The 25,995-nt window shown below is 44.1% G+C and carries 22 protein-coding genes; 13 read left to right on the top strand and 9 right to left on the bottom strand.

Translation table 11 applies throughout. The features are described 5' to 3' along the window. The first annotated feature begins 43 nt into the window (after positions 1–43). From Q0307_RS16750 to Q0307_RS16735, 4 genes are all read left to right on the top strand, one after another. A complete protein-coding gene (locus Q0307_RS16750) occupies positions 44–2,422 on the top strand; it encodes a DNA internalization-related competence protein ComEC/Rec2 (protein WP_298662164.1) in 2,379 nt (792 codons plus the stop codon). Positions 2,423–2,797: 375 nt separating this feature from the next. Beyond that, positions 2,798–4,720, top strand: a complete 1,923-nt coding sequence (locus Q0307_RS16745; RefSeq protein WP_298662162.1) for a PrkA family serine protein kinase — start codon at positions 2,798–2,800, stop codon at positions 4,718–4,720. A gap of 27 nt (positions 4,721–4,747) precedes the next feature. Further along, on the top strand, positions 4,748–6,028 hold the full coding sequence (locus tag Q0307_RS16740; protein WP_298662161.1) for a YeaH/YhbH family protein: 1,281 nt from the start codon (positions 4,748–4,750) through the stop codon (positions 6,026–6,028). 169 nt (positions 6,029–6,197) lie between these two features. Continuing rightward, positions 6,198–7,022 carry a class I SAM-dependent methyltransferase gene (locus tag Q0307_RS16735; RefSeq protein ID WP_298662160.1) on the top strand — a complete coding sequence of 275 codons (825 nt, stop codon included), beginning with the start codon at positions 6,198–6,200 and terminating at the stop codon, positions 7,020–7,022. 76 nt (positions 7,023–7,098) lie between these two features. Here the strand turns inward: Q0307_RS16735 and Q0307_RS16730 are convergent, their stop codons facing one another. Continuing rightward, a complete protein-coding gene (locus Q0307_RS16730; RefSeq protein WP_298662159.1) occupies positions 7,099–8,913 on the bottom strand; it encodes a M4 family metallopeptidase in 1,815 nt (604 codons plus the stop codon). 267 nt (positions 8,914–9,180) lie between these two features. On the opposite strand from Q0307_RS16730, the gene Q0307_RS16725 reads away from it, so the two are divergent. Next, complete coding sequence (locus Q0307_RS16725; protein ID WP_298662157.1) at positions 9,181–10,686, top strand: SpoVR family protein; 1,506 nt, start codon at positions 9,181–9,183, stop codon at positions 10,684–10,686. Positions 10,687–10,772: 86 nt separating this feature from the next. On the opposite strand, the gene Q0307_RS16720 is transcribed toward Q0307_RS16725, so the two are convergent. Beyond that, entirely contained in the window at positions 10,773–11,435 is a 663-nt protein-coding gene (locus Q0307_RS16720; protein WP_298662154.1) for a pyridoxamine 5'-phosphate oxidase family protein, read from the bottom strand. An 88-nt stretch (positions 11,436–11,523) separates the two neighbouring features. On the opposite strand from Q0307_RS16720, the gene Q0307_RS16715 reads away from it, so the two are divergent. Next, the gene (locus tag Q0307_RS16715; RefSeq protein ID WP_298662151.1) at positions 11,524–12,957 is read left to right on the top strand and encodes a PLP-dependent aminotransferase family protein; all 1,434 of its coding nucleotides are present in this window, start codon (positions 11,524–11,526) and stop codon (positions 12,955–12,957) included. 57 nt (positions 12,958–13,014) lie between these two features. Here the strand turns inward: Q0307_RS16715 and Q0307_RS16710 are convergent, their stop codons facing one another. The 7 genes from Q0307_RS16710 to Q0307_RS16680 form a co-directional block, all read right to left on the bottom strand. Then, the gene (locus Q0307_RS16710) at positions 13,015–13,476 is read right to left on the bottom strand and encodes a DUF4112 domain-containing protein (RefSeq protein WP_298662149.1); all 462 of its coding nucleotides are present in this window, start codon (positions 13,474–13,476) and stop codon (positions 13,015–13,017) included. A gap of 90 nt (positions 13,477–13,566) precedes the next feature. Continuing rightward, complete coding sequence (gene glcF / locus Q0307_RS16705; protein WP_298662148.1) at positions 13,567–14,802, bottom strand: glycolate oxidase subunit GlcF; 1,236 nt, start codon at positions 14,800–14,802, stop codon at positions 13,567–13,569. Positions 14,803–14,813: 11 nt separating this feature from the next. Then, positions 14,814–15,890, bottom strand: coding sequence for a glycolate oxidase subunit GlcE (gene glcE / locus Q0307_RS16700; protein ID WP_298662147.1), 1,077 nt, complete (start codon positions 15,888–15,890; stop codon positions 14,814–14,816). Beyond that, entirely contained in the window at positions 15,890–17,365 is a 1,476-nt protein-coding gene (locus Q0307_RS16695) for an FAD-linked oxidase C-terminal domain-containing protein (RefSeq protein ID WP_298662145.1), read from the bottom strand. Before Q0307_RS16695 ends, glcE begins: the two co-directional genes overlap by 1 nt. Positions 17,366–17,485: 120 nt before the next feature. Then, entirely contained in the window at positions 17,486–18,049 is a 564-nt protein-coding gene (locus Q0307_RS16690) for a hypothetical protein (protein ID WP_298662144.1), read from the bottom strand. Positions 18,050–18,062: 13 nt separating this feature from the next. Next, positions 18,063–18,794 (bottom strand): hypothetical protein, encoded by a 732-nt coding sequence (locus tag Q0307_RS16685; protein ID WP_298662143.1) that lies wholly within the window; start codon positions 18,792–18,794, stop codon positions 18,063–18,065. A gap of 179 nt (positions 18,795–18,973) precedes the next feature. Further along, positions 18,974–19,582 (bottom strand): hypothetical protein, encoded by a 609-nt coding sequence (locus Q0307_RS16680; RefSeq protein WP_298662142.1) that lies wholly within the window; start codon positions 19,580–19,582, stop codon positions 18,974–18,976. A 269-nt stretch (positions 19,583–19,851) separates the two neighbouring features. Here Q0307_RS16680 and hemB point away from each other — a divergent pair, with 269 nt between their 5' ends. The 7 genes from hemB to kdsB all read left to right on the top strand — a co-directional run bounded on the left by hemB (position 19,852) and on the right by kdsB (position 25,818). Beyond that, the gene (gene hemB / locus Q0307_RS16675) at positions 19,852–20,871 is read left to right on the top strand and encodes a porphobilinogen synthase (protein ID WP_298662140.1); all 1,020 of its coding nucleotides are present in this window, start codon (positions 19,852–19,854) and stop codon (positions 20,869–20,871) included. 93 nt (positions 20,872–20,964) lie between these two features. Next, positions 20,965–21,684 carry a MotA/TolQ/ExbB proton channel family protein gene (locus Q0307_RS16670; protein ID WP_298662138.1) on the top strand — a complete coding sequence of 240 codons (720 nt, stop codon included), beginning with the start codon at positions 20,965–20,967 and terminating at the stop codon, positions 21,682–21,684. A gap of 2 nt (positions 21,685–21,686) precedes the next feature. Continuing rightward, positions 21,687–22,115 (top strand): biopolymer transporter ExbD, encoded by a 429-nt coding sequence (locus Q0307_RS16665; RefSeq protein ID WP_298662136.1) that lies wholly within the window; start codon positions 21,687–21,689, stop codon positions 22,113–22,115. A 5-nt stretch (positions 22,116–22,120) separates the two neighbouring features. Further along, positions 22,121–23,881 carry a lipid A export permease/ATP-binding protein MsbA gene (gene msbA / locus Q0307_RS16660; protein WP_298662135.1) on the top strand — a complete coding sequence of 587 codons (1,761 nt, stop codon included), beginning with the start codon at positions 22,121–22,123 and terminating at the stop codon, positions 23,879–23,881. Further along, entirely contained in the window at positions 23,878–24,885 is a 1,008-nt protein-coding gene (lpxK, locus tag Q0307_RS16655; protein WP_298662134.1) for a tetraacyldisaccharide 4'-kinase, read from the top strand. Before msbA ends, lpxK begins: the two co-directional genes overlap by 4 nt. Next, a complete protein-coding gene (locus Q0307_RS16650; protein ID WP_298662132.1) occupies positions 24,878–25,069 on the top strand; it encodes a Trm112 family protein in 192 nt (63 codons plus the stop codon). The genes lpxK and Q0307_RS16650 overlap by 8 nt, the downstream gene beginning before the upstream one ends. Next, positions 25,066–25,818, top strand: coding sequence for a 3-deoxy-manno-octulosonate cytidylyltransferase (kdsB, locus tag Q0307_RS16645; protein ID WP_298662130.1), 753 nt, complete (start codon positions 25,066–25,068; stop codon positions 25,816–25,818). Before Q0307_RS16650 ends, kdsB begins: the two co-directional genes overlap by 4 nt. Positions 25,819–25,995: the final 177 nt, after the last annotated feature.

Below are 25,995 nucleotides of genomic sequence, written 5' to 3'. Positions count from 1 at the left end.
ACTAACCAATAAAAATAAAAGGATCTTCCTTGATTGTTGCAACATGCGCGGACTGGCAATAAGTAGCCTCTTAGGCATTTGTGCATTAGTTTGGTTCACTCAGCTACCCGATCAGAGCTGGTGCCTCCTCATTGTGACCATCTCGATTTTAATCTCAGGATTATTAGGTCTAGTGCCCTTTAGGCGCAAGTACTTACTCTACATAATCTGCTTTTTTCTAAGTTTTTCTTATGCTTGTTGGAGCGCGAATACCGCCTTGCAAGGTCAATTACCACAGGCTCTAGAAGGAAAGGATATACACCTCATCGGTAGTATACGGGATCTACCTGAACGGCTAACGACCGGTTACAGCTTTCTTTTCCATGTGGAGCAAGTTTTGGCGGTAGATGGTTATACTAACCTAAACCCTGCATTCACTGGTTTAGTGCGTTTAACTTGGTATGCACAAAAAGGAGAGGTTTTACCTGAACTAAAAGCAGGCGAGCGTTGGCAATGGGTAATACGCGCTAAGCGCCCCCATGGTTTAAGTAATCCGGGGGGCTTTGATTATGAGCGCTGGTTGTTTGCTGAACGGATTCTCGCGACCGGCTATGTACGCGGGCAAGAGCAATCCCTACGCCTGAGTGCAGCAAAGTCTTTAAGTATTGATTCTATTCGGGAATACATTAGTGACGCCATTCGTCAAGCCTTAGGTGAGCAACCCAGCACTAGCTTAATTCAAGGTTTAGCGGTTTCTGCAACTGCAGGTATCAGTAAGGAGCAATGGCAAATCCTACAAGCTACTGGTACTGCGCATTTGCTATCAATTTCCGGTTTGCATATTGCGATGGTGGCAAGTTTTGGTTTGTTGCCGATGCTGCTGCTTTGGCGTCTATTTCCACAGCTCTATTTATATCTGCCTGTGCGTTTAGCGGGTGGGGTTTTAGGGGCGGGGTTTGCAATAGTCTATGCCTTACTCGCTGGCTTCAATATTCCGACTCAGCGTTCCTTGGTCATGGTGCTGATTCTCATGCTTGGGTTACTATTTAAACAACGCTTAGCATTTAGTAATAGTTTCGCCTTAGCCTTATTCGTCGTGCTTATACTTGATCCATTAGCACCTTTGTCGATTGGCTTTTGGCTATCCTTCGGCTCAGTAGCTTTATTAGCTTTACTAAGCCAACATCAGTCTAAGATAGTTTGGGTTAAAGTATTTAGCTTACAGTTAAGCTTATCGATTTTCCTAATTCCCCTAAATATAGGCTTTTTTGCTAGCTTGCCGATGTATTCACCGCTTGCGAATTTAATGGCGATTCCTTGGGTGACTTTGCTGGTCGTACCGCTGATTTTATTGGGGATTTTGTGCTTGCCTTGGTCTTTTGCTTTAGCCAGCAGCTTATGGCAGTTGGCTGCACAAGCTTTAGATATTTTAGCTTGGGGGCTGGAGTATTTAGCACAACTTCCCAATGCGCTGATCTATTTTCCAGATTTACCTTGGTACTACTTAGTCCTAGCTTTGTTGGGTGTTTTATTAATGCTCTTGCCAAGGGGCTTGCCGAGTCGTTGGCTTGGTTTAGTCTGTCTATTGCCGTTAGTTATTTGGCAACCGAGTAAACCTAAACTTGGTGAGTTTCGTTTGACCGTGCTAGATGTGGGGCAGGGTTTAGCTACGGTCGTGCAAACCGCTGAGCATGTTTTAGTTTTTGATACAGGTTCCAAATCCCCTTATGGTTTTGATATGGGCGAGATGGTGGTAGCACCTTGGTTGCATTCGCAGCAAATCCAGCAAATTGATACCTTGATGGTCTCGCATGGCGATAATGATCATCGTGGTGGTGCCGATTATCTCTTAGCTAAGTTTCAGGTAGCGCAAGTTGCGACTAGTCAATTGAAGAATTTTCCAATGCCTATCAACTCAAATTTAACCTTATGCACTGCAGGGCAGGTTTGGATTTGGGATGAGGTTAAGTTTGAGGTCTTAAGCCCCGATTCTAAACTGGCCTATTCCAAAACCAATAATCAGGCTTGTGTGCTAAAGGTGAGCAATGCTCAACATGCTTTATTATTACCATCGGATATTGAAAAGGCTACCGAACAAGGATTAATCAATATGGGTGCAGCTTTACAAGCTGATGTGGTGCTGATGCCACATCATGGGAGTAAGACCTCATCGTCTGCTCAATTTTTACAAGCTGTTGCACCTAAGTTAGCTTTAGTCAGTACGGGCTATTTAAATCGGTTTAATCATCCGCATCCACGGGTACTTGAGCGCTATCAAGTCTTAGGTGTGGACTTATTAAACACAGCCGAAGTTGGGGCTATTTATGTTGATTTCCCAAACCTAAGCCAAGAAGAAATGATAATTTTTTCTTATAGAAATCAGTATGCACGCTTCTGGAGACGTACTGTCGAACCTTCAGTGACAGCTATACTAGATAAATGATTTTATTCATGCCATGTTTAGCTCATGCGGCATAGTCTTGTGTGTAGATTGTGATCAGCAGCTGGATCCCACGATCAGCCGCAAACGCTGTCAGCAATAAATAAAATAAATATGACAAGGGCGCATAGTGGGCATTTCCTTTTTGAATAAAACTCTTTTGCAGTTTAGGTAGTCTAATATTTAGTACATGACTGTGTCTTTGTTATTTTCTGAACTATTTCCTTACATAGGTTTTGTGGTCATTGGGTTTTCGGTATGAAAAATGCAAAAGTAATCCTTATACCCATGTCTAAATTCATCAAGTTGTTGTTATTGCATTTCAATCAAGTCAGCTGGCTAGGTGAGCGGATCAGCTAAGCTGAGAAGGGGTTAAAAATGAGTATTTTCAGTCATTACCAGTCACGGTATGAGTCCTTAAAAGAAGAAGAATACACTCTGCAAGAATACCTTGAACTCTGCAAAAAAGAGCCAATGACTTATGCTACGGGCGCAGAGCGTCTGTTATGGGCGATTGGTGAGCCTGAGCTGGTAGATACTTCGCGTGATCCACGCATGAGTCGAATTTTTTCTAATAAGGTCATCCGGCGTTATCCGGCTTTTTCTGAGTTTTATGGGATGGAGGATGCCATTGAGCAGATCGTTTCCTTTCTGCGGCATTCTGCACAAGGCTTAGAAGAGAGTAAGCAAGTCCTATATCTGTTGGGACCCGTGGGTGGCGGTAAGTCATCCTTAGCAGAGCGTTTAAAAGCGCTCATGGAAAAAGCATCGATCTATTGCATCAAAGGCTCGCCGGTGAATGAATCACCTTTAGGTTTATTTAATCCCGATGAAGATGGTGCGATTCTAGAAGAAGATTATGGTATCCCGCGCCGTTATCTACGCACCATTATGTCGCCTTGGGCGGTGAAGCGTCTGAAAGAGTTTGGCGGCGATATTACTAAGTTCAAAGTCGTCAAGCGTTATCCTTCCCGCTTGAACCAAATTGCCTTGTCCAAAACCGAACCGGGTGATGAAAACAACCAAGATATTTCTTCCTTGGTTGGTAAAGTGGATATTCGTAAACTTGAAGACTTCCCACAAAACGATGCGGATGCTTACAGTTATTCCGGTGGCTTGTGCTTATCCAATCAAGGCTTGATGGAGTTCGTGGAGATGTTCAAAGCACCGATTAAGGTGTTGCATCCACTCCTGACCGCTACGCAAGAGGGCAATTACAATGGTACGGAAAGTATTGGTGCTATTCCCTTTTCTGGTGTAATCCTCGCGCACTCCAATGAGTCAGAATGGCAAACTTTCAAAAACAATCGCAACAATGAAGCTTTTATTGACCGCGTATCAATCGTCAAAGTACCTTACTGCTTGCGCGTAACTGAAGAGATCAAAATCTACGAAAAGTTATTAGTGAATAGCTCGCTGGCGACTTCTGCCTGCGCCCCTGATACTTTAAAAATGTTAGCACAATTCATTGTGTTATCCCGTTTGAAAGAGCCAGAAAATTCCAATCGCTATTCTAAGATGCGCGTCTATGATGGTGAAAACTTAAAAGATATTGATCCGAAAGCAAAAACCATCCAAGAGTATCAAGATGCGGCAGGGGTGGACGAGGGTATGTCTGGCCTTTCCACTCGTTTTGCCTTCAAGATTTTGTCTAAGGTCTTTAACTTTGATGCGGTCGAAGTGGCGGCCGATCCGGTGCATTTGATGTATGTGCTGGAGCGGCAAGTGGAGAAAGAGCAGTTCCCAGCAGAAGTTCAAGCACGTTATATCAGTTTTATTAAGGAATACTTGTCACCCCGTTATGTCGATTTCATTGGCAAGGAAATTCAGACCGCTTACTTAGAGTCTTATTCTGAATACGGTCAAAACCTATTTGATCGCTATGTGACTTATGCCGATTTCTGGATTCAAGATCAAGAATATCGTGACCCTGAAACGGGGGATTTCCTCGACCGTTCCGCTTTAAATGCAGACCTAGAGAAAATTGAAAAGCCAGCAGGGATTAGTAATCCGAAAGATTTCCGCAATGAAATTGTTAATTTCGTCTTGCGTGCACGGGCGAATAATAATGGCAAAAATCCCGCTTGGACGAGCTATGAAAAATTGCGTCGAGTGATTGAGATGAAGATGTTCTCTAGTACTGAAGATTTGTTACCGGTTATTTCTTATGGCGCTAAATCTTCGGCGGAAGAACAACGTAAGCACGATAATTTTGTGGATCGGATGATGAAGCGGGGTTACACCGAGAAACAAGTGCGCTTGTTGGCTGAATGGTATTTGCGGGTACGTAAGTCACAGTAATAATGGACTGTCCAAAGGAGTGCCGTAATGGCCTATGTTGTTGACCGTCGTTTAAATAGCAAAAATAAAAGCTTAGTCAACCGACAACGCTTTTTAAAGCGCTATCACGAGCAAATCCGTGAAGCCGTCTCGGATGCTGTGAGTCGCCGCAATATTACCGATATGCAGCGGGGGGATAGTATCACTATCCCTAAGCGGGATATTTCTGAGCCAGTATTTCGGCATGGACAAGGTGGGCAACGTGATATTGTCCACCCCGGCAATAAGGAGTTCGTGCAAGGTGATCGGATTCAACGTCCGCCTGCAGGGGGCGGTGGTGGTTCGGGTTCAGGAGATGCTTCTGACTCAGGTGAGGGTGTGGATGATTTCGTCTTCCAAATCTCCCAAAGTGAATTTTTAGAGTATCTCTTTGAAGATTTAGCGCTACCGAATATGGTCAAGCGCCAGTTGGTTGGTAGTGATTCATTTGAAACCCAACGTGCTGGTTTTAGTGAAGTGGGCAGCCCGAATCAGATTAATATCGTGCGTACCATGCGTAGCGCCCAAGCACGGCGGATTGCTTTAAGTGGTAAAGCGCGGCGGCGGCGGCGTGAGGTGCTAGCTGAGTTAGCTGATTTGGAAGAGCAAGAGGAGCCGAAAAGTGAAGAGGAGCGTTTAGCCCTCGAAGAAGAGCTAAGCCGCCTCAATTTTCGCTTAAATACCGTTCCTTTCCTTGATGATTTTGATCTGAAATATAATCTGCATATTCGTGTGCCTAAGCCGTCACCCAAAGCGGTGATGTTTTGCGTGATGGATGTATCGGGTTCGATGACTCAGGATATAAAAGAAACGGCGAAACGCTTTTTCTTTTTGCTGTATTTATTCTTGCAGAAGAATTATGAGCATATTGATGTGGTGTTTATTCGCCATCACACCCAAGCGCAAGAAGTGGATGAAGAAACTTTCTTCTATTCGCGTGAAACTGGCGGTACAGTGGTATCTAGTGCTTTGAATTTAATGTCAGACATTATCAACGAACGCTATTCACCGAATGAGTGGAATATTTATGGGGCACAAGCCTCTGATGGGGATAACTGGCAGGAGGACAATCAGCGCTGTCAAAAAGCCTTAGTCGATGGCATTTTACCGAATGTGCAGTATTTCACTTATATTGAAATTGGTGATCGTGACCCACAAGGCTTATGGCATTTGTATCAGCATCTAGAAAGCGATTATGCAGATCGCTTTGCCATTCAGCGGGTGCGGGATAATTCAGAAATTTACCCCGTATTTCGTGAGTTATTTAAGAAAACTATGACGGTTGATTAATTTAGCCTAGATGATTTTTTAGGAAGCAGCGCTAGCAACTAGCGCTGTGTAAGACTCTTTGTAGGAATAAATCAGTTCGTTCAGATTGCTTGTTTAGTGCTGGTTTGAGATCATTTGTTTAAAAGTATCTTTTAAGTTAAATCCGAACTAAACGCTAAGAGAGTTAGATTTGAGCAATTTTGAGTTAGTTTTAAGGTGTCCTGCTTGCCAGTCAGGTTGGCCAAACTTTCATATTGAGCTGCAATGTGCTTGTGGCTTTCAGGTAAAAGCTATTGAAGGTATTCCTATTCTCAGGGCTACTCAAGCAAATGAGCGTCTAGATTACTATTCAGGGCAAAAACTACTTAATCGGATTAATAGTAAGAATGTAGGCATACCACGAATCAATAATGCATTTGCTAGAAACGACTTGATGCTAGAGTTAGGTGCAGGTGTCGATGTATGTAATGCGCCAAATTTGGTCAAAACAGATGCTTTTATTTACTCCAGTCAACTTGACTATGTAGTTGATGCTCATTGCATGCCTTTTGAAGATAATAGTTTTGATTTTGTATTTTCCCTCGCTGTTTTTGAGCATCTCTATGCACCTTGGGTGGCCGCGAAAGAAATATTTCGTGTTTTAAGACCCGGTGGTAGAGTTTATATTTTGACTGCTTTTATGCAGCATATGCATGGTTATCCTTATCATTATTTTAATATGACAACGATGGGGTTAAGAGAAATTTTCAAGGATTTTGAAATTATCAAATGTATGCCTAGCCCTCACTGCCCGCTGACACAAATTGGTCATATCATGGATGATTTAGGGAAAATGACAGACGCACTACCTGCAAATCCGACTGCTCAAGAGCTAAAAATGCATTTGAGCAAAGCTTCGCAGCTCATTCCAATGGTGCAAGGCCAATTAATTAAGAAAGAGAGCAACTTTGATTTATGGCAGCAAATTGCTCCAGGAGTAGAGCTATTTGCGAGAAAACCAGCAGCGGAGATCTAAGTAGTCAGCTTTCTAGAGCACCCTAATACATACAAAGCTGGCTAGAACAACTTAGCCAGCTCTAATACGTAAACTGTTAGCGAATCCCTACTGTATTGAAAGCCTGTTTAACACTCATTACCGCTATGCTATCTGCACCATATAAATCCACAGCCACTTGTTTTAATGCGCTTCTGACATCTTTAAAGCTAGCCGTTGAAGATAGATAGAATAAAGCTTGATAGTATAAGTTTGTGGTGACCTCTGCACCTAAATCTTGGCTGATTAAGTAAGCGGCACGGTTGAGAATGCCAGAGTTAATGTGCACCCCACCCATATCGTTTTCAGCCATACAACGTCTGACTCGCAGTTGCTCATTGGTATGTGCGGGTTGTCCCCAACCGGTTAAAGCAGTTTCCAGTTTATAATTGTTATAAGTATATTCATCTGAACGGAAGCTCGGATCGTCCATGCGGCGCAGAGCATAATAGCCTTCTTTGCCAGCAGTGTTTTTTATTTTCATCACCGTTTCAGCGAGCAAATAAGGATGGGCATCACCTTTTTTTAGGCTGAACAACATAGACATGACATCAGACCAAGACTCATTAATAGCCCCCGGTTCATTGCAGTAAATTAAGTTAGTGGTGGCCTCGGAAACTGCATGAGTTAGCTCGTGTGCTACGACGTCAAAAGAACCCGCTAAGGGGCTAAAAAACTGGTCTCCATCCCCATACAGCATAGCTTGGCCGCTCCAAAAGGCATTATCCACGCCTTTGCCAATTTCTTCCTGATAATGTACTACGGAGAGTATCCCATCTACTAAAGCAAAGCCTGAGTCGGCGTACCAAGCATCCATGGAACCTAATCGGCGATAGAGATTTAAGGTCGTAATCGCTTTGGTATAAGCATCCACCGCACTAGGATCTTGCCAAACATTATCCGCATCTCTAAACAGGCGGTAATTACCACGTGCAAAATCATAGGTAGCATATTTCAGCTGTGGATGCTTACCTTGGTGACTGCGTAAAACATAAACACCTTCGCTATTTCTAGTGGTTTTGAACTTTCTGAGTTTACCATCCAAACCTTGACCTTCCCCAATTACTAGTTCGACAGTTTCACTATCACTATCGGTCAAAGGGCTTAAATCGGCTTTTAAACTGAAAAAAGCAGGTAAGGTGCTGGGTTTAAAAGCTTTGGCCAACTCAACCTGAAAGTTTGGCTGGGGCTTGGCAAAGCCACTCATACGATTTTCGGTCAGGATGACTTCACCGCTATGTGCATCAACCCAAACTTGATACTGAGCGCTAGGATGGGTTTGCGGCGGAAAGCGTAAGCGCCAAGCTAAATGCGCTGTCTCTTCCCAGTTTAAATAGACTAAATCGATTTTCTCAGGCTTTAGGTTTGCTATTTCTAAAGTTTGAGTTGCTAGCTGAATAGCGGTTGTTTTCTCAACCTGGGGTAAGGGCGAGATATTTAGATCGGTGACCAACTGATTGGCAATGGTACGTAATTGACTGTGCTGGAGGCGTGCAACTAATTTGCCGCCAACGACCTCTAAACCATTATACATTTGTTGATAACTAAGTAATTGTCCATTAGGGATTACAGCACTCTGCTTTAGAACTAAGCTTGATGCAAACTCTAAGCCTAGTAAGCTGCGATTTTTCTGAATAAAAGCGGCAACCAATTGTTGAGTGCTTTTGTGTTGAATAGTACTAAGTTGACCACTTAGATAGTTGGCTTGAGTGTGGGTGTCATTCCAAGTAATTTGTAGCTTAGGATCTTGATGGACGAGTTGTTGTAGTTCGCTCGAGGCATCGGCTGTAGCAGTGCTAAAATTGGCACAGAAAATGCTGGCGATTAACCATAAAGAATGTAGCTGAGGTCGTGCTGAGATGTTCTTGAGCATGCGAGGGGACCCCACCGGTTTTAGGGTTGGCACTAAAATGAACAACTTAATATGACCCTAATTTATTTACAAGTAAGGAGCTATAGTCAGAGTAGGTTCATCTGCTTAAAAATAAGCTAAAAGAAGAACTTAGCTAGCGGTATTTAAGGAAGCTAAAACCGATTGATATTTCACTACTCTCGACCAGTATCCTTTGCTAGAGTAGTTATAACTAGACTGCGTTAGCGGTAGATGCGCAGCAATTTCCCTACCTTGTAGGACTAAAAGATGAATAAAAATTATCTCTCAACTAGCTCCGAATGGACTTTTGAAACCATCGAGGCCTATGACCGTGAAATCGCACGCATTGCGCATGAGAAGTTTCGTTTAGATACTTATCCTAATCAAATCGAAATCATTCGTTCCGATCAAATGATGGATGCTTATGCTTCGATTGGCATGCCGGTTTTTTATAATCACTGGTCGTATGGCAAGCATTTTGTCAATGTAGAGCAGAACTATTCACGTGGACGCATGGGATTGGCTTATGAGATTGTAATCAACTCCAACCCATGTATTGCCTATTTGATGGAAGAGAATACCTTGACCATGCAAGCTTTGGTGATTGCACATGCCTGCTATGGACATAATTCTTTCTTCAAAGGTAATTATTTATTCCGTAGTTGGACGGATGCTGAAGCCATCGTCGATTATCTTTTATTTGCCAAAAATTATATCGCACACTGTGAGGAACGATATGGTGTACGCAATGTGGAGCTGCTGCTCGATTCTTGCCATGCGCTAATGAATTATGGCGTGGATCGCTATAAGCGGCCTACCCCGATTTCTGCTGCTGCCGAAGCTTTACGCCAGCAAGAGCGCGAGCAATATATACAACAACACATCAACGATTTATGGCGTACTCTGCCACGTAAAGCACAGGTCGATGAAGCGATTGAAATTCAAAAATTCCCGGCTGAATCTCAAGAAAATATTCTGTACTTCATTGAAAAGAATGCTCCCCTTTTAGAGGGCTGGCAGCGGGAAATTGTGCGGATTGTGCGCAAAGTAGCGCAGTATTTCTATCCACAGCGCCAAACTCAAGTAATGAACGAGGGCTGGGCAACTTTCTGGCATTACACGATTCTGCATGAAATGTACGATGAAGGCTTAGTCAATGAAGGCTTTATGATGGAGTTTCTGACTTCGCATACTAATGTGGTGATGCAGCCTGATTTTGATAGCCGCTATTATTCGGGTATTAATCCTTATGCGCTGGGTTTTGCAATGATGAAGGATATTCGGCGCATTTGTGAAAACCCAACCGATGAAGATCAGCGTTGGTTTCCTGATATTGCCGGTTCGGATTGGATTAGCACCCTCGATCATGTCATGCGTAACTACCGCGATGAAAGTTTTATCTTGCAATTCATGTCACCGAAAATCATGCGCGATTTTCATTTCTTTGCATTGCAAGATGATGATCGGCGTAATGTGATTGATGTCACTGCGATTCATAATGATGAAGGTTATCGTCTCCTGCGCGAGACTTTATCGCAGCAGTACAATCTCAGTTCACAAGAACCCGATATTCAAGTCGAAAGTGTGAATATCCGTGGGGATCGTTCTTTGACGCTCTATCATCATATGCATAATCGTCGTCCTTTGAGTAATGATTGCTATGAAATGCTGCGCCATGTACATCGTTTGTGGGGTTATGATGTGCATTTACATTCCGTCGAAACCGATGGGCGGCGGGTACGCAGTTATCACTTACAGGAAGGGCGTGAGTAATACTCGTCCCGGGTTTGGCTTAGGGCTACCGAGTTCTTAGGTAGTTCCAAGCTGGGATCGATGAGCTTATGAATTGAGCTTACAGCTTAATCCCGTAATGGAAATTTCAGGGCATACTCAGGTGTTTCTATCCCTGCTGGTAAATCAGTGGCCGGTATGGGTTCGCCATACACATGCGTTAACGGAATCACACCTGCCCAATATGGCAAATGCACGTCATCTTTATCATCTTTAGGGCCACCAATACGTACTTTGCAAGCAGCTTCATTTAAAGTAATACGAATCAAGGATGTGGCTTTTAATTCTTCTGGCAGATGCTCGCGATAGTCATCTTTGGAACCCGGAATAAGCGCATAAGTGATCTGATGCAATAGTTCAGCTTTTTCGGCTCCGTCTACGGCTTCCCCTCTACCATGTACCACTGCAGAACGATAATTTGCTGAACAATTCATCCCCGAACGTGCCACCACAATCCCATCAATCAAAGTGAAAGCGATACAAACTTCATGGCCTGCTGTAAGGTGTTTGATAATGCGTGAGGTGCGCGAGCCGTGTAGATAAATATGCTCATCAATGCGTGCTATCATCATTGGCAAAGCAAAGGGTTGCCCATCCACTGCGATGGAAACAGTGCCTACTAAAGCTTCATCAATGATCTTGTATAAAGTCGCTGCTTCATAATCGGCTCTAGCGGCTGTCTGTTTGACGGTTGCGCGCTGACTGGGCGCTTGATCGCGAGTTCTTGCCATGTTGTGCTCCAAATTAAAATTTCAGCTAGCCTAAAGGTTTTTATGGTTTAATGAAAAGAGCCATAAACTAACTATCGCTAGACCATAAATGCCGCTTAAACTTGCTCAACTCTCGCTTGATCGTGACCAAACTATACCTTTATCCCGTCAACTCTATGTGCAATTGCATCAGCAAGTGATACACGGCGAGGTAGTTTATGGTGAACGTTTACCGGCTAGTCGTGAATTAGCTGAAAGCTTAAAACTATCACGTGGAGTGATTGTAGAGGCTTATGAAATGCTACGAATCGACGGTTTAGTGGCAGGTTTTGGCAAAGGTGGGACGCAGGTCTGTTACCAGCAAGTACCACCCATGTTGGTGAAAACTAGCAAACGTATTTTGTCTTTATCCACCCGTGGCAAAACCATCACGCAAGCACGTCAATATACGCAAGCGCCAGCTTTGCCTTTAACCCCGGGCTTACCTGATTTAAGTTTATTCCCCCATCAACAATGGTTGAGCTTGAGTCGTGAAGCTTGGCAGCAAACGCAAGGCGTATATCAACGTGCCGGTGGATTAAAAGCTCTAAAACTCAGCTTGCGAAATTTTCTTGCTCAATACCGTGGTATTCAAGTAGATGATTTGAGCTGCTTATTGATTACAACCGGTTCTCAAGGTGCATTAAGCTTATTAGCAAGCTTGCTGACTGAAACCGGAGATATTGGTGTTGTTGAGCAGCCGGGATGGGCGGGTGCAGAAGGCGCTTTACGCCAAGCAGGGCTTAATCTGCACTATACTCGTTTAGATGCAGAAGGTGCTTTAGTTCCTCAAGATACTAAAGCGAAACTGGCGGTGCTGACTCCAAATGCACAATATCCCACGGGTTCGGTGATGAGCATGCAGCGCCGAGAGGCTTGGCTGCAATATAGTCAGCACCAGCATACCTGGTTGATTGAAGATGATTATGCTGCTGAATATAGCTATCAACAATACCCCACCCCTTCTTTACTGACTCATCCACATGCTGAGCAGGTCATTCATATTGGTACTATGAGTAAATTAATGTTGCCCGATTTGCGCCTAGGCTGGATAGTTCTACCTAAAGCTATTGCTAAGGAGGTTTGTGCCGCTCTCAATACTTTGGGCTTGCAGCCTGCCTATAGTATTCAGCAACAGCTTGCTTTATTTATACAATATGGCTATTTAGGGCAGCATTTAGCCCGCACTCGGGCGATTTATAATGAGCGGCGCAAATTCTCTACTGATCATTTACAGGAACACGCCAACGGTTTGTTTAAAATTGTGCCCTCGCAGAGTGGTATGAATTTAATATTAGAGCTGATACCTGAAGTTGATGTAGCTGGCCTGAGTCGTGCATTGAAGTCGGCTGCTTTAGGTTGTGCTGTGTATGTTGAGTCTAATCCGGTAAATACTAGTTCTAGAACTAAACTTGTGTTAGGACATGCTTGTTTGCTGGGGTATGAGCTTGAAGTCTGTGTAAATAAGCTCTTACAAGTGCTGAAGCTAAGTACAAGAACATAAAAAAAATGCTGCAAAAGACCTAAATTATTAGGTCTTTCATCTTGAAATTAGGGCTGGTTAAAATAACACCTGAATCACCGCAGCAACCAGCGCAAACATTCCCCAAACCATTAAGCCTAAGACGACGAAGAAAAATGCAACTAGAGCGATTAAGGTCAGGGTACTTTGTCTGGTAGTCTCTCTAGGATTTAATACATATTTACGCATTAAGTCGACATTACGTTGATTAGCTTTGAATGCAAAATCAAACAAATCCCCAAATATAGGGATAACACCGATGACACTTTCCAATAAAACATTTAAACCCATACGAGCAATAATAGCTCGAGGGACTTTTATTTTAACGGCCTGATATAAAATATAAGTAGAAAGTAATCCTGCTGATAAATCACCAATGCCCGGAAGCAAACCTAAGATGCCATCCAACCCAATTTTCCAAGAAGTACCTGGAACTTTTATGGAGTTATCCAGTAGCCAAGCTAATTTATCCAGCTTTTTACTGAGCAGCTCATTACTCATACAAGTTTCCTTTTAAAAAATGTTTATCACCAGCAAAAATTAAGGGTGCTTATGCAGAAAAAAAGACTTGAGTCTAATTTTAGTGCAAGTTTAGTTGAGTATAGGGTCGGCTAAAGCTTGGTCGAGGAGTTCAATCCAATGCACGACCGGAGTTTTAGCTTCACTCGCCAAATGCATCTGACAGCCAATATTAGCACTGGCGATTACTTGCGGTTGATTAGTCTGTAAATGTTCCAGTTTATTCGCTAATAATTGCTGTGCAAGTGCTGGTTGCAAAATAGAGTAAGTGCCTGCTGAACCGCAACATAAATGTGCATTGGCAACGGGGGTTAGTTCAAAACCAGCCTTTTGCAAAATGCTTTCAACCATGCCATTGAGCTTCAAGCCATGCTGCAAAGTACAGGGACTATGAAAGGCCACTTTTTGTAAATGTGCTGGAATATGCGTCGAGCCAAACTTACTGTCCGCGATCAGTTCACTGAGATCCTTGGCTAAAACCGACACGCATTCGGCTTTAGCGGCATAAGCGCTATCGTGTTTGAGTAGCTGCGCATAGGCTTTCAGCATTACGCCACAACCACTGGCACTAAACATAATCGCTTCTGCACCTGCTTCAATCAGTGGCCACCAAGCATCAATATTGCGGCGCATAAAGCTCAAGGCTTCTTCCGGTGCTGCTAAATGCTGACTGACTGCGCCACAACAACCCGCTTGCGGCACACTGACTAATTCGATCCCTAGTTTTTCTAAGACACGAGCAGCGGCGGCATTGGTGGACGGTGTAAGCACCGTTTGCACACAACCATCGAAAGCGAGCACTTTACGCGGCTGAGTTTTCGGTGACCATTGATAACGCTTACCTTGTTGTGCAGGGAGTTTCTTCGCCAAACTTGTGGGTAAGGCGGGCTTCACTAAATAGCCTAAGGCTAACAGCAGGCGGAAGCGTTGTGGGTAGGGAAGAATATTGCGTAGTGCTTTGCGTTGGAGTTGTTCTAGCCAAGGGCGCTCGGTTTGTTCCTCGATAATTTCTCGGCCAATATCCACTAAACGTCCATAGCGAACCCCTGAAGGACAGGTAGTCTCACAAGAACGACAGGTTAAACAACGATCTAAATGCGTACGTATAGTAGCAGTCGCTTCAGCGCCTTCAAGGACTTGTTTAATCTGATAAATGCGTCCACGAGGGCCATCTAATTCATCCCCTAAAAGCTGATAAGTCGGGCAAGTGGCTGTACAAAAACCGCAATGTACACAAGCGCGTAAAATCGCTTCGGCTTCTTGGCCTTGCGCACTATGCTTATATTTTTCGCTTAACTTAGTTTGCATCGTAGTCCCTTTTAAAGCCCAATATACAAGCGATTAGGATTGAAAATACCTCTCGGGTCAAAGGCTTGCTTGAGCTGGCGATGATAGCGCATTAGCTCAGAACTTAAAGCTTGGAAGCTGCTGGCAGTCGTTTGCGTTGGTTTAGCTGAGCGCCGAAATAAAGTTGCATGTCCACCGGCTTTAGTCACTAGTTCACGAAGAGATGCTGCGTCTAAATTACTGACCAACCAGCGCTGAGCGCCACCCCAGTCATAAATTTGCTCACCCTCTAGGGTTAATACAGCCGTATCGGCGGGTAAGGATAAACGCCAGAGATTTTGTTCAGTTTGGAAAAAAGCTAATTGCTGTTCACGCAACTTGAACCAGAAGTTTTCATGCTCTGGCAAAGGCTCACCGCCCATTATTTTCGCAGCTTGTTTTACCGAACCCTCACTCCCCGCTAAGCGTATATAAGCTTGTCCATCTACATAAGCACAAGCACTGAGTGGCAAAGGCAAGCGTGCATAAGCATTGGCTTGTTGTAGCATGTCTTTAGCACTTAAGGTTTTGATTAAAGTGAGTGTCGTTTCAGGTTTAGGTAATACGCGTACAGAAATCTCCAATAGCAGTCCTAAAGTCCCTAGAGCGCCTGCCATTAAGCGCGAAACATCGTAGCCAGCGACATTTTTCATGACTTGGCCGCCAAACTGGAGAATCTCACCCTTACCGTTAATGAGTTTGCAGCCCAAGATAAAATCGCGTGCAGCTCCTAAGTAGGGACGCGCTGAACCAGAGAAGTTGCAAGCTATTGTCCCGCCGAGGGTAGCGGTTGCAGCAAAATGCGGTGGCTCAAAGGCTAAGCATTGATTTTCAGCCGCTAAAGCAGTTTCTAACTCAATTAAGGGCGTGCCTGCGCGTGCTGTAATGACTAGCTCGCTAGGCTCATAATTCAAAATTCCATGATGGTTGGCAACTGAGAGAACTTCGCCTTGGCTAGGATTGCCATACCAAGCTTTGCTATTGCCTGCTTGGATATTTAACGCTCTACCTTGTGCATAAGCGTCTAATACCCGCGCTTGTAAAGCTGGACTTAAATCGTGCTCCTTCATTAAAAGCGCTCCAATTCAGCATGGGGCAGTTGTCCTTGATGCACATGCATTGCACCAAATTCAGCACAGCGTTGCAAAGTCGGTACGGCTTTACCGGGATTAAGTAAACCTTCAGGATCAAAGGCCGCTTTTACTGCATGAAATTGGGTGAGTTCTAAATTATTAAACTGCGCACACATTTGATTAATTTTTTCCATCCCAACACCGTGTTCGCCCGTGATGGTGCCGCCTACCTGAACACAAAGCTCTAAAATCTTGCCACCAAAGGCCTCAGCGCGTTCGAGTTCTCCCGGCTGATTCGCGTCAAACAGAATCAAGGGATGTAGATTGCCATCACCAGCATGGAACACATTGGCAACCGCCAAGCCAAATTCTTCGGAAAACTCATTAATCGACTGTAATACCTGTGGCAAGTGTTTGCGGGGAATTGTGCCATCCATACAGTAATAATCCGGCGAAATGCGCCCCACGGCAGGGAAGGCGGATTTGCGCCCTTTCCAAAAGGTAGCGCGTTCTTGAGCATCTTTAGCCGTACGCACTTCCGTCGCAGCACTTTGGAGCAAAATATCGTGAACACGCATGAGTTGCTCAGAGACCTCGGCATTTGTCCCATCCAGTTCACAGAGGAGAATCGCGGCTGCATTGGTGGGATAGCCCGCCTGCGCAAAATCTTCAGCCGCTTGAATCGCAGGGCCATCCATCATTTCTAAGCCTGCCGGAATAATCCCTGCAGAAATAATCGCTCCGACCGTAGCACCCGCTTTAATCACATCGTCAAAAGCTGCGAGCAACACTTGTACGCGCTCAGGTTTGGGCAGCAATTTAACTGTGACTTCGACAATGACTCCCAGCATGCCTTCCGAGCCAGTTATTAGGGCTAATAGATCATAGCCGGGCGCATCGAGGCTGTGACTACCTATCGTGAGCAGCTCACCTTCAATCGTCACGAGTTTAATTTGCAGAATATTATGTACCGTTAAGCCGTATTTTAGGCAATGTACGCCGCCGGAGTTTTCCGCCACATTTCCCCCAATCGTGCAGGCGATTTGTGAGGAGGGATCAGGGGCATAGTAAAGCCCTAAGTGATCGACCGCTTGAGTTATCGCCAGATTACGCACTCCGGGTTGAACGGTCGCGGTACGGCGCTCTGGGTTAATCTCCAGAATCTGGGTGAATTTCGCCAAACTCAATAAAACACCTTGTTCATGCGGCAAAGCTCCCCCCGATAAGCCTGTGCCCGCACCCCGTGCAACGACGGGGACTTTCTGGGCATGGCAAATTCGCAAAATAGACTGAACTTGTTCCAGTGTGTCTGGCAAAACTACGACAAGAGGTAACTTTCGATAAGCACTCAAACCATCGCATTCATAAGGCTTCAGCTCTTCAGGTTTAGTCAAGATTAAAGGCTTAGGGTGAATCGCTTGTAAGGCAGCAATTAATAGCTCACGGTCGGGCTGAAAATTTGAACTTAACATAAGACTCGCTGCTGGAAAGTGGCTGTATGAGTACTTTAGCGTGGATTAAGGAACAGGCAAAGTTATTAGGCAATCATTATTCAAACTAATGATTGCCAGTTAGAGACTAGTAGTAGGTGCTTAGTGAAGTGTAGGGTTAAAAGCAGGTTCGTCGGGTGGATATGCATCCAACACAGGAATAGTAAAGGCTTGATCCTCTTCAGCCGGTATGAATTTGATCGGTTTTTCTTCACCGTTTACATCAAGACCTAATACCTCAGCAACAGCTTTTAATTTGGCACGAAGCTGTTTTTCTTGCTCATATTCATGCACTAGTTGTTCTAAGGCAGCAATATATTGGAGGCGCTTACGCAGCAGAGTAACATTTTTTTCAAGTTTACCACTAAGTGCTAAGGCTTCATCGGTCTGATGGTCTTTAACATGCTGACTAATCGTCTCAATCGAAGCGTTTAAAAAGCCGCAGTCATCTTCACTGATGGCCTTTCGGCTAAGTACAAGATTTTCTTTTTCACTAGTGTGGGCTTGTAAGCTAAACGTAGAGCGTTCTAATTCAAGGCTAGCAATTTGAATCTCATCACGTAAATGAGTGCTAGTTGCCTTTCCGTTTTCAATATTCTCTCTATTGATTTTCGAACTTGCTATTAGTTGTTCAATAGCTCGTTGTATAGCCTGCGGGTTAGTCATGGGGATTCCTTTATTAGTGTAGGTTTTTGGAAACGTCTAAATACTCTTGTAAAGTTTTGATATATATAAGTTTTGTATTTATAAACACAGTGAATAGCTCTAAAGTTTCAGCTTGCTCGATAGCTTTTGTGGTATTTTTAACTTTTGTTAATTGTTTTATAGTGCTCAGCTGATTTTTAAAAGCGCTTGCATTTTGCATAGCAAATTGATTAACCAGACTTTTTCTAGCTTCATCATTATAGTTTTTAGAGCTGATATCTATATCTTGGAAGGAGTCTTTATACTGAGCTAACTCTAGTTTGAGTGTATCAATTGTAGTCCTAAGTTGCTGCAAATAGCTCTTGGTGTATTTTGAAGGCAAACTCACACTAAGGTGAGAGGTCGTTAGTGATAAAGCTGGTAAAGCTGGCTCAAACCTATCTTCAGTAAGACCTCGGTTTGTATCTAGCCACTCCTCCACTTCCTCATGAGTACCTACAAATAAAAAAGTACAGATGTCCTCACCCTGTTGGGTGACTAAGCGACTAGCATTATGTAAATCATATTTACGGCAATATTGAATTCTATTCTCACCATGATTAGTTAAGTTGAAGCCCTGAAATACCTGAGTATCTTTAAAAATATGTTGATTTTGGCTTTTTGCCCAAGCGGCTAGAACTTTATTGGCAGCTTTACGATAGTTGCCATTTTTAAGGTAAAAATTACGTAAAGAGGGCATGAAATTAATATGGGTTTGATACTGCATTATGTTCACACTCAACTATAAAACGCTCAGTGGATTTAGGGCTGGGTTTTCATCTACCACTGATTTTTCGAATCCCTAAAGGCTTATAGGGATTCATAAATGCTTACTAAGAAGCGGCTTATTACTGGTTAACTAGCCAAGCTATCAGGCCAATCCATAAGTTCTTATATAAAATAATACTAATATTGATTAAGAAGTTTTTTGAATTCTTCGTCAGCTTGTTGATAGTAGTCTTGAAAGTAGCGCTGATTCTTATAGGCTTCCTTTAAATTTTCTAAAATCTTAATTTTTTGAGCGAGGGCTTCAATTAAATCAAGCTCAGCACGCATCGAGTCAATAATAGTAGGTAAACTATGATGTTCAGCTTGTGAAAGTTCTGTCAGGTGATTGGCTAAGTTGTTGTAGTGCTTTTCACGGATACAACTATTCATAGTGGCAAGCTGTTGGTAGGCTGAGTATTCATCTTTTGGTAAAACATCTACTTGATTTTCAATGATTTGCTCAGAAATTTGGGTTAGGCGCTGTTGATTATGCTCAATTTGTTGTTGTGCTTCAGCAATTCTAGCTTGCAGTTCTCGTTTGGATTGTGTAGCACGAATTATTGCGGCTGCTAAAATCTGATAAGAGTTACCCACACGTCTTAGTAAAGGGTCGGCAACTTCAGTGATCTGGAGTTTAGTTTCAATAGATTCAGGTAGTTTATTATATTCTTGATCATTAAATACATGATTTTCAAAGATATTGTGCTCTAGGTTAGTATCATTATTAGAGTCATCGAATGGTGTCATCGTGTTAGCCTTTCTATTGTTGGTTTTAATCAGTTTTTTAATAATAAATACTCAACTGAAACCCAGCAATTATCGAGGATGAACGGTTAAGAACAACTTAATAGGTGAAATTTAAAATTGATATTTTTAATTCTAGTATTCTTATAAGCCGGCTAATTCTTATTTAACTAAGTTTAGTCAGCTAGCTTCGATTGAACTCAGCAAGCCCTAGTCAGTTTGAGTAGTTTTAGGCAAAATAAGCCCCTCTTATCTTGCTTTAGGGCTGACTCATGGCTGATTTCCCCGGTATGTTTCCCTTAACCCGTATGCGCCGCATGCGTCGGGCTGAGTTTTCACGGCGTTTAATGCGTGAGCATCGTTTAACGACGGATGATCTGATTTATCCCGTGTTTGTACTCGAGGGCAGTAATCGGCGGGAAGCGGTCACTTCTATGCCGGGGGTAGAACGGAAGAGTATTGATTTGCTGGTGCAAGAAGCCGAGCAAGTTGCCAAATTAGGCATTCCTTTAATGGCTTTGTTTCCGGTTACACCGCAAGAAGCTAAATCGGAAAAGGCGGAGGAGGCTTATAATCCGAATGGTTTAGCGCAACGTGCCGTACGGGCTTTGAAACAAGCCGTGCCAGAGCTGGGCGTGATGACCGATGTGGCTTTAGACCCTTTCACTTCGCACGGTCAAGATGGCTTGATGAATGCTGAAGGTTATATCGTCAATGATGAAACGGTCGAGGTATTGGTTAAACAAGCCTTGTCGCATGCGGAAGCGGGCGCGGATATTGTCGCGCCTTCCGATATGATGGATGGCAGAATTGGCGCGATGCGGCAGGCTTTAGAGCGCGAAGGACATATTCATACGCGCATTATGGCGTATTCGGCGAAATATGCGTCCAGCTTTTATGGACCTTTTCGGGATGCTGTCGGTTCGGCGGGCAATTTGGGTAAAGGTAATAAATACAGTTACCAAATGGATCCAGCGAATAGTGATGAAGCCTTATGGGAAATCGCCTTGGATCTGCAAGAAGGTGCAGATATGGTGATGGTGAAGCCGGGCATGCCTTATTTAGATATTGTGCGCCGCGTGAAAGATCAATTCAAAGCGCCAACTTATGTTTATCAAGTCAGTGGTGAATATGCCATGCTCAAAGCGGCAGGCATGAATGGTTGGATTGATGAAAAAGCCTGTGTCTTGGAAGCTTTATTGGGGATGAAGCGAGCAGGAGCGGATGGTATCCTTAGCTACTTTGCCAAAGAGGTAGCGCAGTGGTTACAGGATGCTGCCTTAAATCGCTAAAGCCAGCATTCAGCGAAGGTTTCACCGTTGGTCGGGAAAATGAGCCATTAAAATGCTTAGGCTAATTGATAAAAAGTAAATGAGGCTGAACCCATGTTAGAAGTAATTATAGCAGGCGGTGTGATGATGATTCCGATCATCCTCGCCTCTATTGTAGCGCTGGCGATTATTTTTGAACGCTTTTGGGCTTTACGTCGCAGTAAAGTCATCCCAGTGGCTGATGTCGAAATGGCACGTCAATTAGCTGCAGCCGGGCAGGTATCAAAAAATGCCATTGATAATTTAGGCTCAAACTCAGTAGTCGGCAGTGTGCTGGCTACGGGCTTAGCCAGTAGTAATCTGCCGCGCCATGTGATGAAAGAAAATGTCGAAGAAGCCGGACGGCATGCAGTGCATCGTTTAGAGCGCTACTTGCCCGCACTTGCCACCATTGGCTCGATCTCGCCACTGATGGGCTTATTGGGAACGGTGTTTGGAATGATTAGTTCCTTTAGTCAAATCTCTAAAGCAGGGGCGGGTGATCCCGCTGCTGTTGCGGGCGGGATTTCTGAAGCCTTGATCACCACCGCAGCAGGCCTAGTAGTCGCTTTAGTAGCGGTGATTTTTCATCGTTTCTTGAAGGCGAAAGTGGATAATTATGTCATTAGCATGGAGCAGGAAGCGGTTAAATTGATTGAAGTTGTCAATCAGCATAATAATCGCCGTCCAACAGCAAGTGCCAATGTTGCGACTAATCCAGCGCAGTTGAGTGCGAATGAGAAAGCCGCAGCGGCCATTGCGGCTGCCCGCCAACGCATGGCCAGTGGAGCTTGAGCATGAAATTCCGCACCCGCGAAACCAGTCATGTGGATGTCGATTTAACTTCCATGATTGATGTGGTGTTTTTACTGCTGATTTTCTTTATGGTGACCACGACCTTCAATCATAATTCGGCCTTAAAAATTGCCCTGCCTACTGCTAGCAAAAATCCAGCTACGCAAAATCTGCAGAATAAAATCGAGTTACTGATTGACAGTCAGGGGCGTTATTATGTAAATGGGCGGGAAGTTTTGAATACCCAACCTGAGACTCTCTTCCAAGCCATGACTGAAGTCTTAAATAGTATGCAGGGCACGCCGGCCTTGGTCATTTCTGCAGATGCGAATGTCAATTATCAAGCTGTGGTCACTGCGATGGATATTGCGGGGCGTTTAGGTTTAACTAATTTCTCGATGGCGACTACCCAAGCTGAGCGGCAGAAGTAGCGCGCATGTCTCAATCCCCTCGAATTGCTGGTTTACAAGTCTATCGACGTTTAGCCAGCTATTCTCTGCGCTATTGGCCGTATCTGTCGTTTGCCATTCTCGGTTTATTAATTGGCGCCATCACTCAGCCGATGTTTGCTTACATTATGGGGCCTTTGCTGGATAAAGCGATTTTACAGCGTGACCCAGAGGTGATTGCTTGGCTGCCTTTAGGGATTATGGGGATTTTCCTGTTACGCGGTGTGGCGATGTTTGTCTCCGGTTATTTCATGGGGCTAGTTGGGCGCAGTGTGGTGCAACAGATTCGCGGTGATGTGTTTAATCATCTCTTACGCTTGCCTGTGCCGTATTTCCAGCAGCATAGTGCGGGCAGTTTGCTATCTCACTTAACCTTTTACACCGATCAACTCGCCACTGCAGCTACCCGTGGGATTACGGTGCTCATTCAAGAGACGGCGACCATTATTGGCCTATTAGCCTTAATGTTTTATCGCAGTTGGCAATTGAGTTTAGGTCTATTGATTATTCTACCACTCATTACTATCGTGATTTTATATGCAACCAAACGCTTACGCCGTTTAAGTCAGCATGTTCAGAACTCAATGGGCGAAGTTACCCAAATTAGTAATGAACTGGTGCAAGGCTATAAAGTGGTGCGTATTTTCAATGGCGAGCAGTATGAGTCCCAGCGCTTCAAACAGGCGAATGAGCATAATATGCAGCTTGAAATGAAGCGCTTATTGACCGAGTTATTATCAACACCTTTAGTGCAGTTTTTAGTAGCCGTGGCTTTAGCAGCGATTGTCTATATTGCTACCCGTGAATCTACCTTAGAAACTTTGTCACCCGGTATTTTCATGTCTTTTATTTTGGCGATGATTATGCTGCTGACCCCTTTACGTAATCTCACCCAATTAAATGGGCAATTACAGCGTGGCATTGCTGCCGGGGAAAGTATCTTTCAGCTTTTAGATGAACCAGCAGAGGTGGATACAGGTACGCGCCATTTAGAGGGCTGTGCGGGGCGAGTTGAGTTTAAGAATGTTGGTTTTAGTTATCCTAATATGGATAAACTCGTTTTAAAGAATATCTCATTCACGGTCAATCCGGGGCAAAAAATTGCTTTAGTAGGACGTTCGGGTAGCGGTAAAACGACGCTAGTGAATTTATTAGTGCGCTTTTACGATTATCAAACTGGACAAATTGAATTAGATGGCCTTTCATTGCCAGAGCTGCGTTTGCAAGATTTACGGCGGCAAATCGCTTATGTCGGGCAGGATATTGTGCTTTTCAATGACACGATTCGGAATAATATTGCCTATGGCGAAATGCAATCTGCGCCTTTAGCTAGAATTCGGGCAGCCGCAGAAGCGGCGCATGCTTTAGAGTTTATTGAGCAACTGCCACAAGGTTTGGATACGGTGATTGGCGATAATGGGGTTTTGCTATCGGGTGGGCAGCGCCAGCGGTTAGCGATTGCCCGCGCAATTTTATCCGAAGCCCCGATTTTGATTTTAGATGAAGCCACTTCCGCTTTAGACACGGAGTCCGAGCGGCATATTAAAGCGGGTTTAGAACATCTCTTGCAAGGCCGCACCACTTTCATGATTGCGCATCGCTTATCCACGATTGAAAATGCCGATTGCATTTTAGTGATGCATGACGGTGAGATTATTGAATCGGGCACGCATACCGAATTACTGTCGTTAAATGGACAATATGCGCGTTTACATGCCATGCAGTTTTCTGAGTCAGCACCGGTATGAGTGCTGCTCAGCAGCGTTTAAGTGCTTGGTTGGAGTCGGTTTGGTATGAAAACCGCCCGCTTGCTCGCACTATCTTAAGCCCCTTGAGTTATCTCTTCTGCTATCTTGCCCAGCAGCGGCGTACTAAATTGAGCTTGGAGCAACAGCCTTTTCCAGTACCTATCATGGTGGTTGGAAATATCACAGTAGGCGGTACGGGTAAGACGCCATTGGTGATTTGGCTGATTGAGCAATTACGGATGGCAGGTTTTCAGCCGGGCGTGGTGAGTCGTGGCTTTGGTGGCAAGCAACTGGCTGTCAAACTCGTACAAGCGCAGGATGTAGCGGCTGAAGTAGGGGATGAGCCTTTGTTAATCGTGCAACGTACTGCAGCCCCGTTAGTGATTGGTAGGGATCGCAATGCAGCAATAAGCTATTTACTTGCACAAACTGCCTGCAATATCGTCATTTCAGACGATGGTCTTCAGCATTATCGCATGAAACGCGATTTAGAAATTGCCGTCATAGATGGCGTGCGGCGCTTTGGCAATGGCGATTGCCTACCTGCTGGCCCCTTACGTGAAAAGCCAGCACGCTTACAAGAATGCGATTTTGTAGTCACGAATGGACTTGCCCAGCAAGGTGAATATGCCATGCAAATGGGTGGCAATCAGTTACAGGCTTTGGTGGGTGCAGAGCAGCGTGAGCTAAGTTTATTTCAAGGCCGAAGTGTGCACGCTGTCACAGGTATTGGTAATCCAGCGCGCTTTTTTAGTAGCCTAAAACAAGCAGGTTTAATTTTAATTGAGCATGTTTTTCCTGATCATCATGCCTTTACTGTTGAAGATCTTAAGTTTCGGGATGATTTACCGATACTGATGACGGAAAAGGATGCGGTAAAATGTCGAAATTTTCCGGCAGACCTGACTAATAAAGTTTGGTATCTGCCGATTGAAGCGCGTTTAGATAAAATATTTACTGAGCGTTTATTGCAAAGACTCAAGGAGTTAAAACAGCATGGATAAGAAATTATTAGATATTCTGGTTTGCCCGGTGACGAAAGGGAAATTAATTTATAACAAGGATGCGCAAGAGCTCATTTCAAAAGCAGCGCGCTTGGCTTATCCGATTAAAAATGGTACCCCCGTGATGTTAGAAGAAGAAGCGCGTGAGTTGACTCAAGAAGAGCTTGAGAGTTTGGCCGAATGAAGCCGGTTTTAGTCATTCCCACCCGTTATGCCTCAACCCGCTTACCGGCGAAAGCCTTACGTTTATTAAAAGGCAAGCCACTCGTGCAGCATGTTTACGAGCGCGCTATTCAAGCACAAGATCGTTTTGAAACAATCGTGATTGCCACGGATGATCAGCGTATTCAAGCAGTCTGTGAAGGCTTTGGTGCAAGCGTGTGCATGACCTCAACTGCGCATGAAACGGGAAGTGATCGTTTAGCTGAAGTCGTGCAAATCTATGGCTGGGCGGATGATCAAGTGGTGGTCAATCTACAAGGCGATGAGCCTTTAACGCCTGTCGAAAATCTCTATCAACTCGCGAATAATCTGCAAGCCCATCCAGAAGCGATGATTGCCACTTTAGCTACGCCTTTGCAAAACGAACATGAATTGGCAGATCCGAATATTGTCAAAGTGGTGAAAGATAACAATGGGCTAGCCCTTTATTTTAGTCGGGCGCAAGTACCCTTTCAGCGTGATGCAATAAAAGCGGGGGCTTATTCCGTTTCACACTATGCCTTGCGGCATGTGGGAATGTATGCGTATCGCGCTGAATTCTTGAAAGCCTTTACTGATTTACAGCCTTGTTTATTAGAGCAATTAGAAAAATTAGAGCAATTGCGGGCTTTGTATTATGGCTATCGGATTCATGTGGATATAGCCCAGACGATTCCGGGGCCGGGGGTGGATACGGAAGCAGATTTAGAATTGGTGGAAAGCTTAATTTAAATTAACCTTATAAAATACCTCCTTGATCAAAGAGATTGATATTGCATGTATCTCTTTGATTGTTTTTTGTAAAAATGTAAAATTTACCCCTCCTTTCTCTAACTCATCTTATTTCTAAGCTATATTATTGAGTCTGATTAATTTACATCCATAACGCTACAGACACTAATACCTAGT

The sequence above is a fragment of the uncultured Thiothrix sp. genome, assembly GCF_937873765.1.
Classification (GTDB): Bacteria; Pseudomonadota; Gammaproteobacteria; order Thiotrichales; family Thiotrichaceae; genus Thiolinea.
This window is presented reverse-complemented; position numbering and strand designations above follow the sequence as displayed.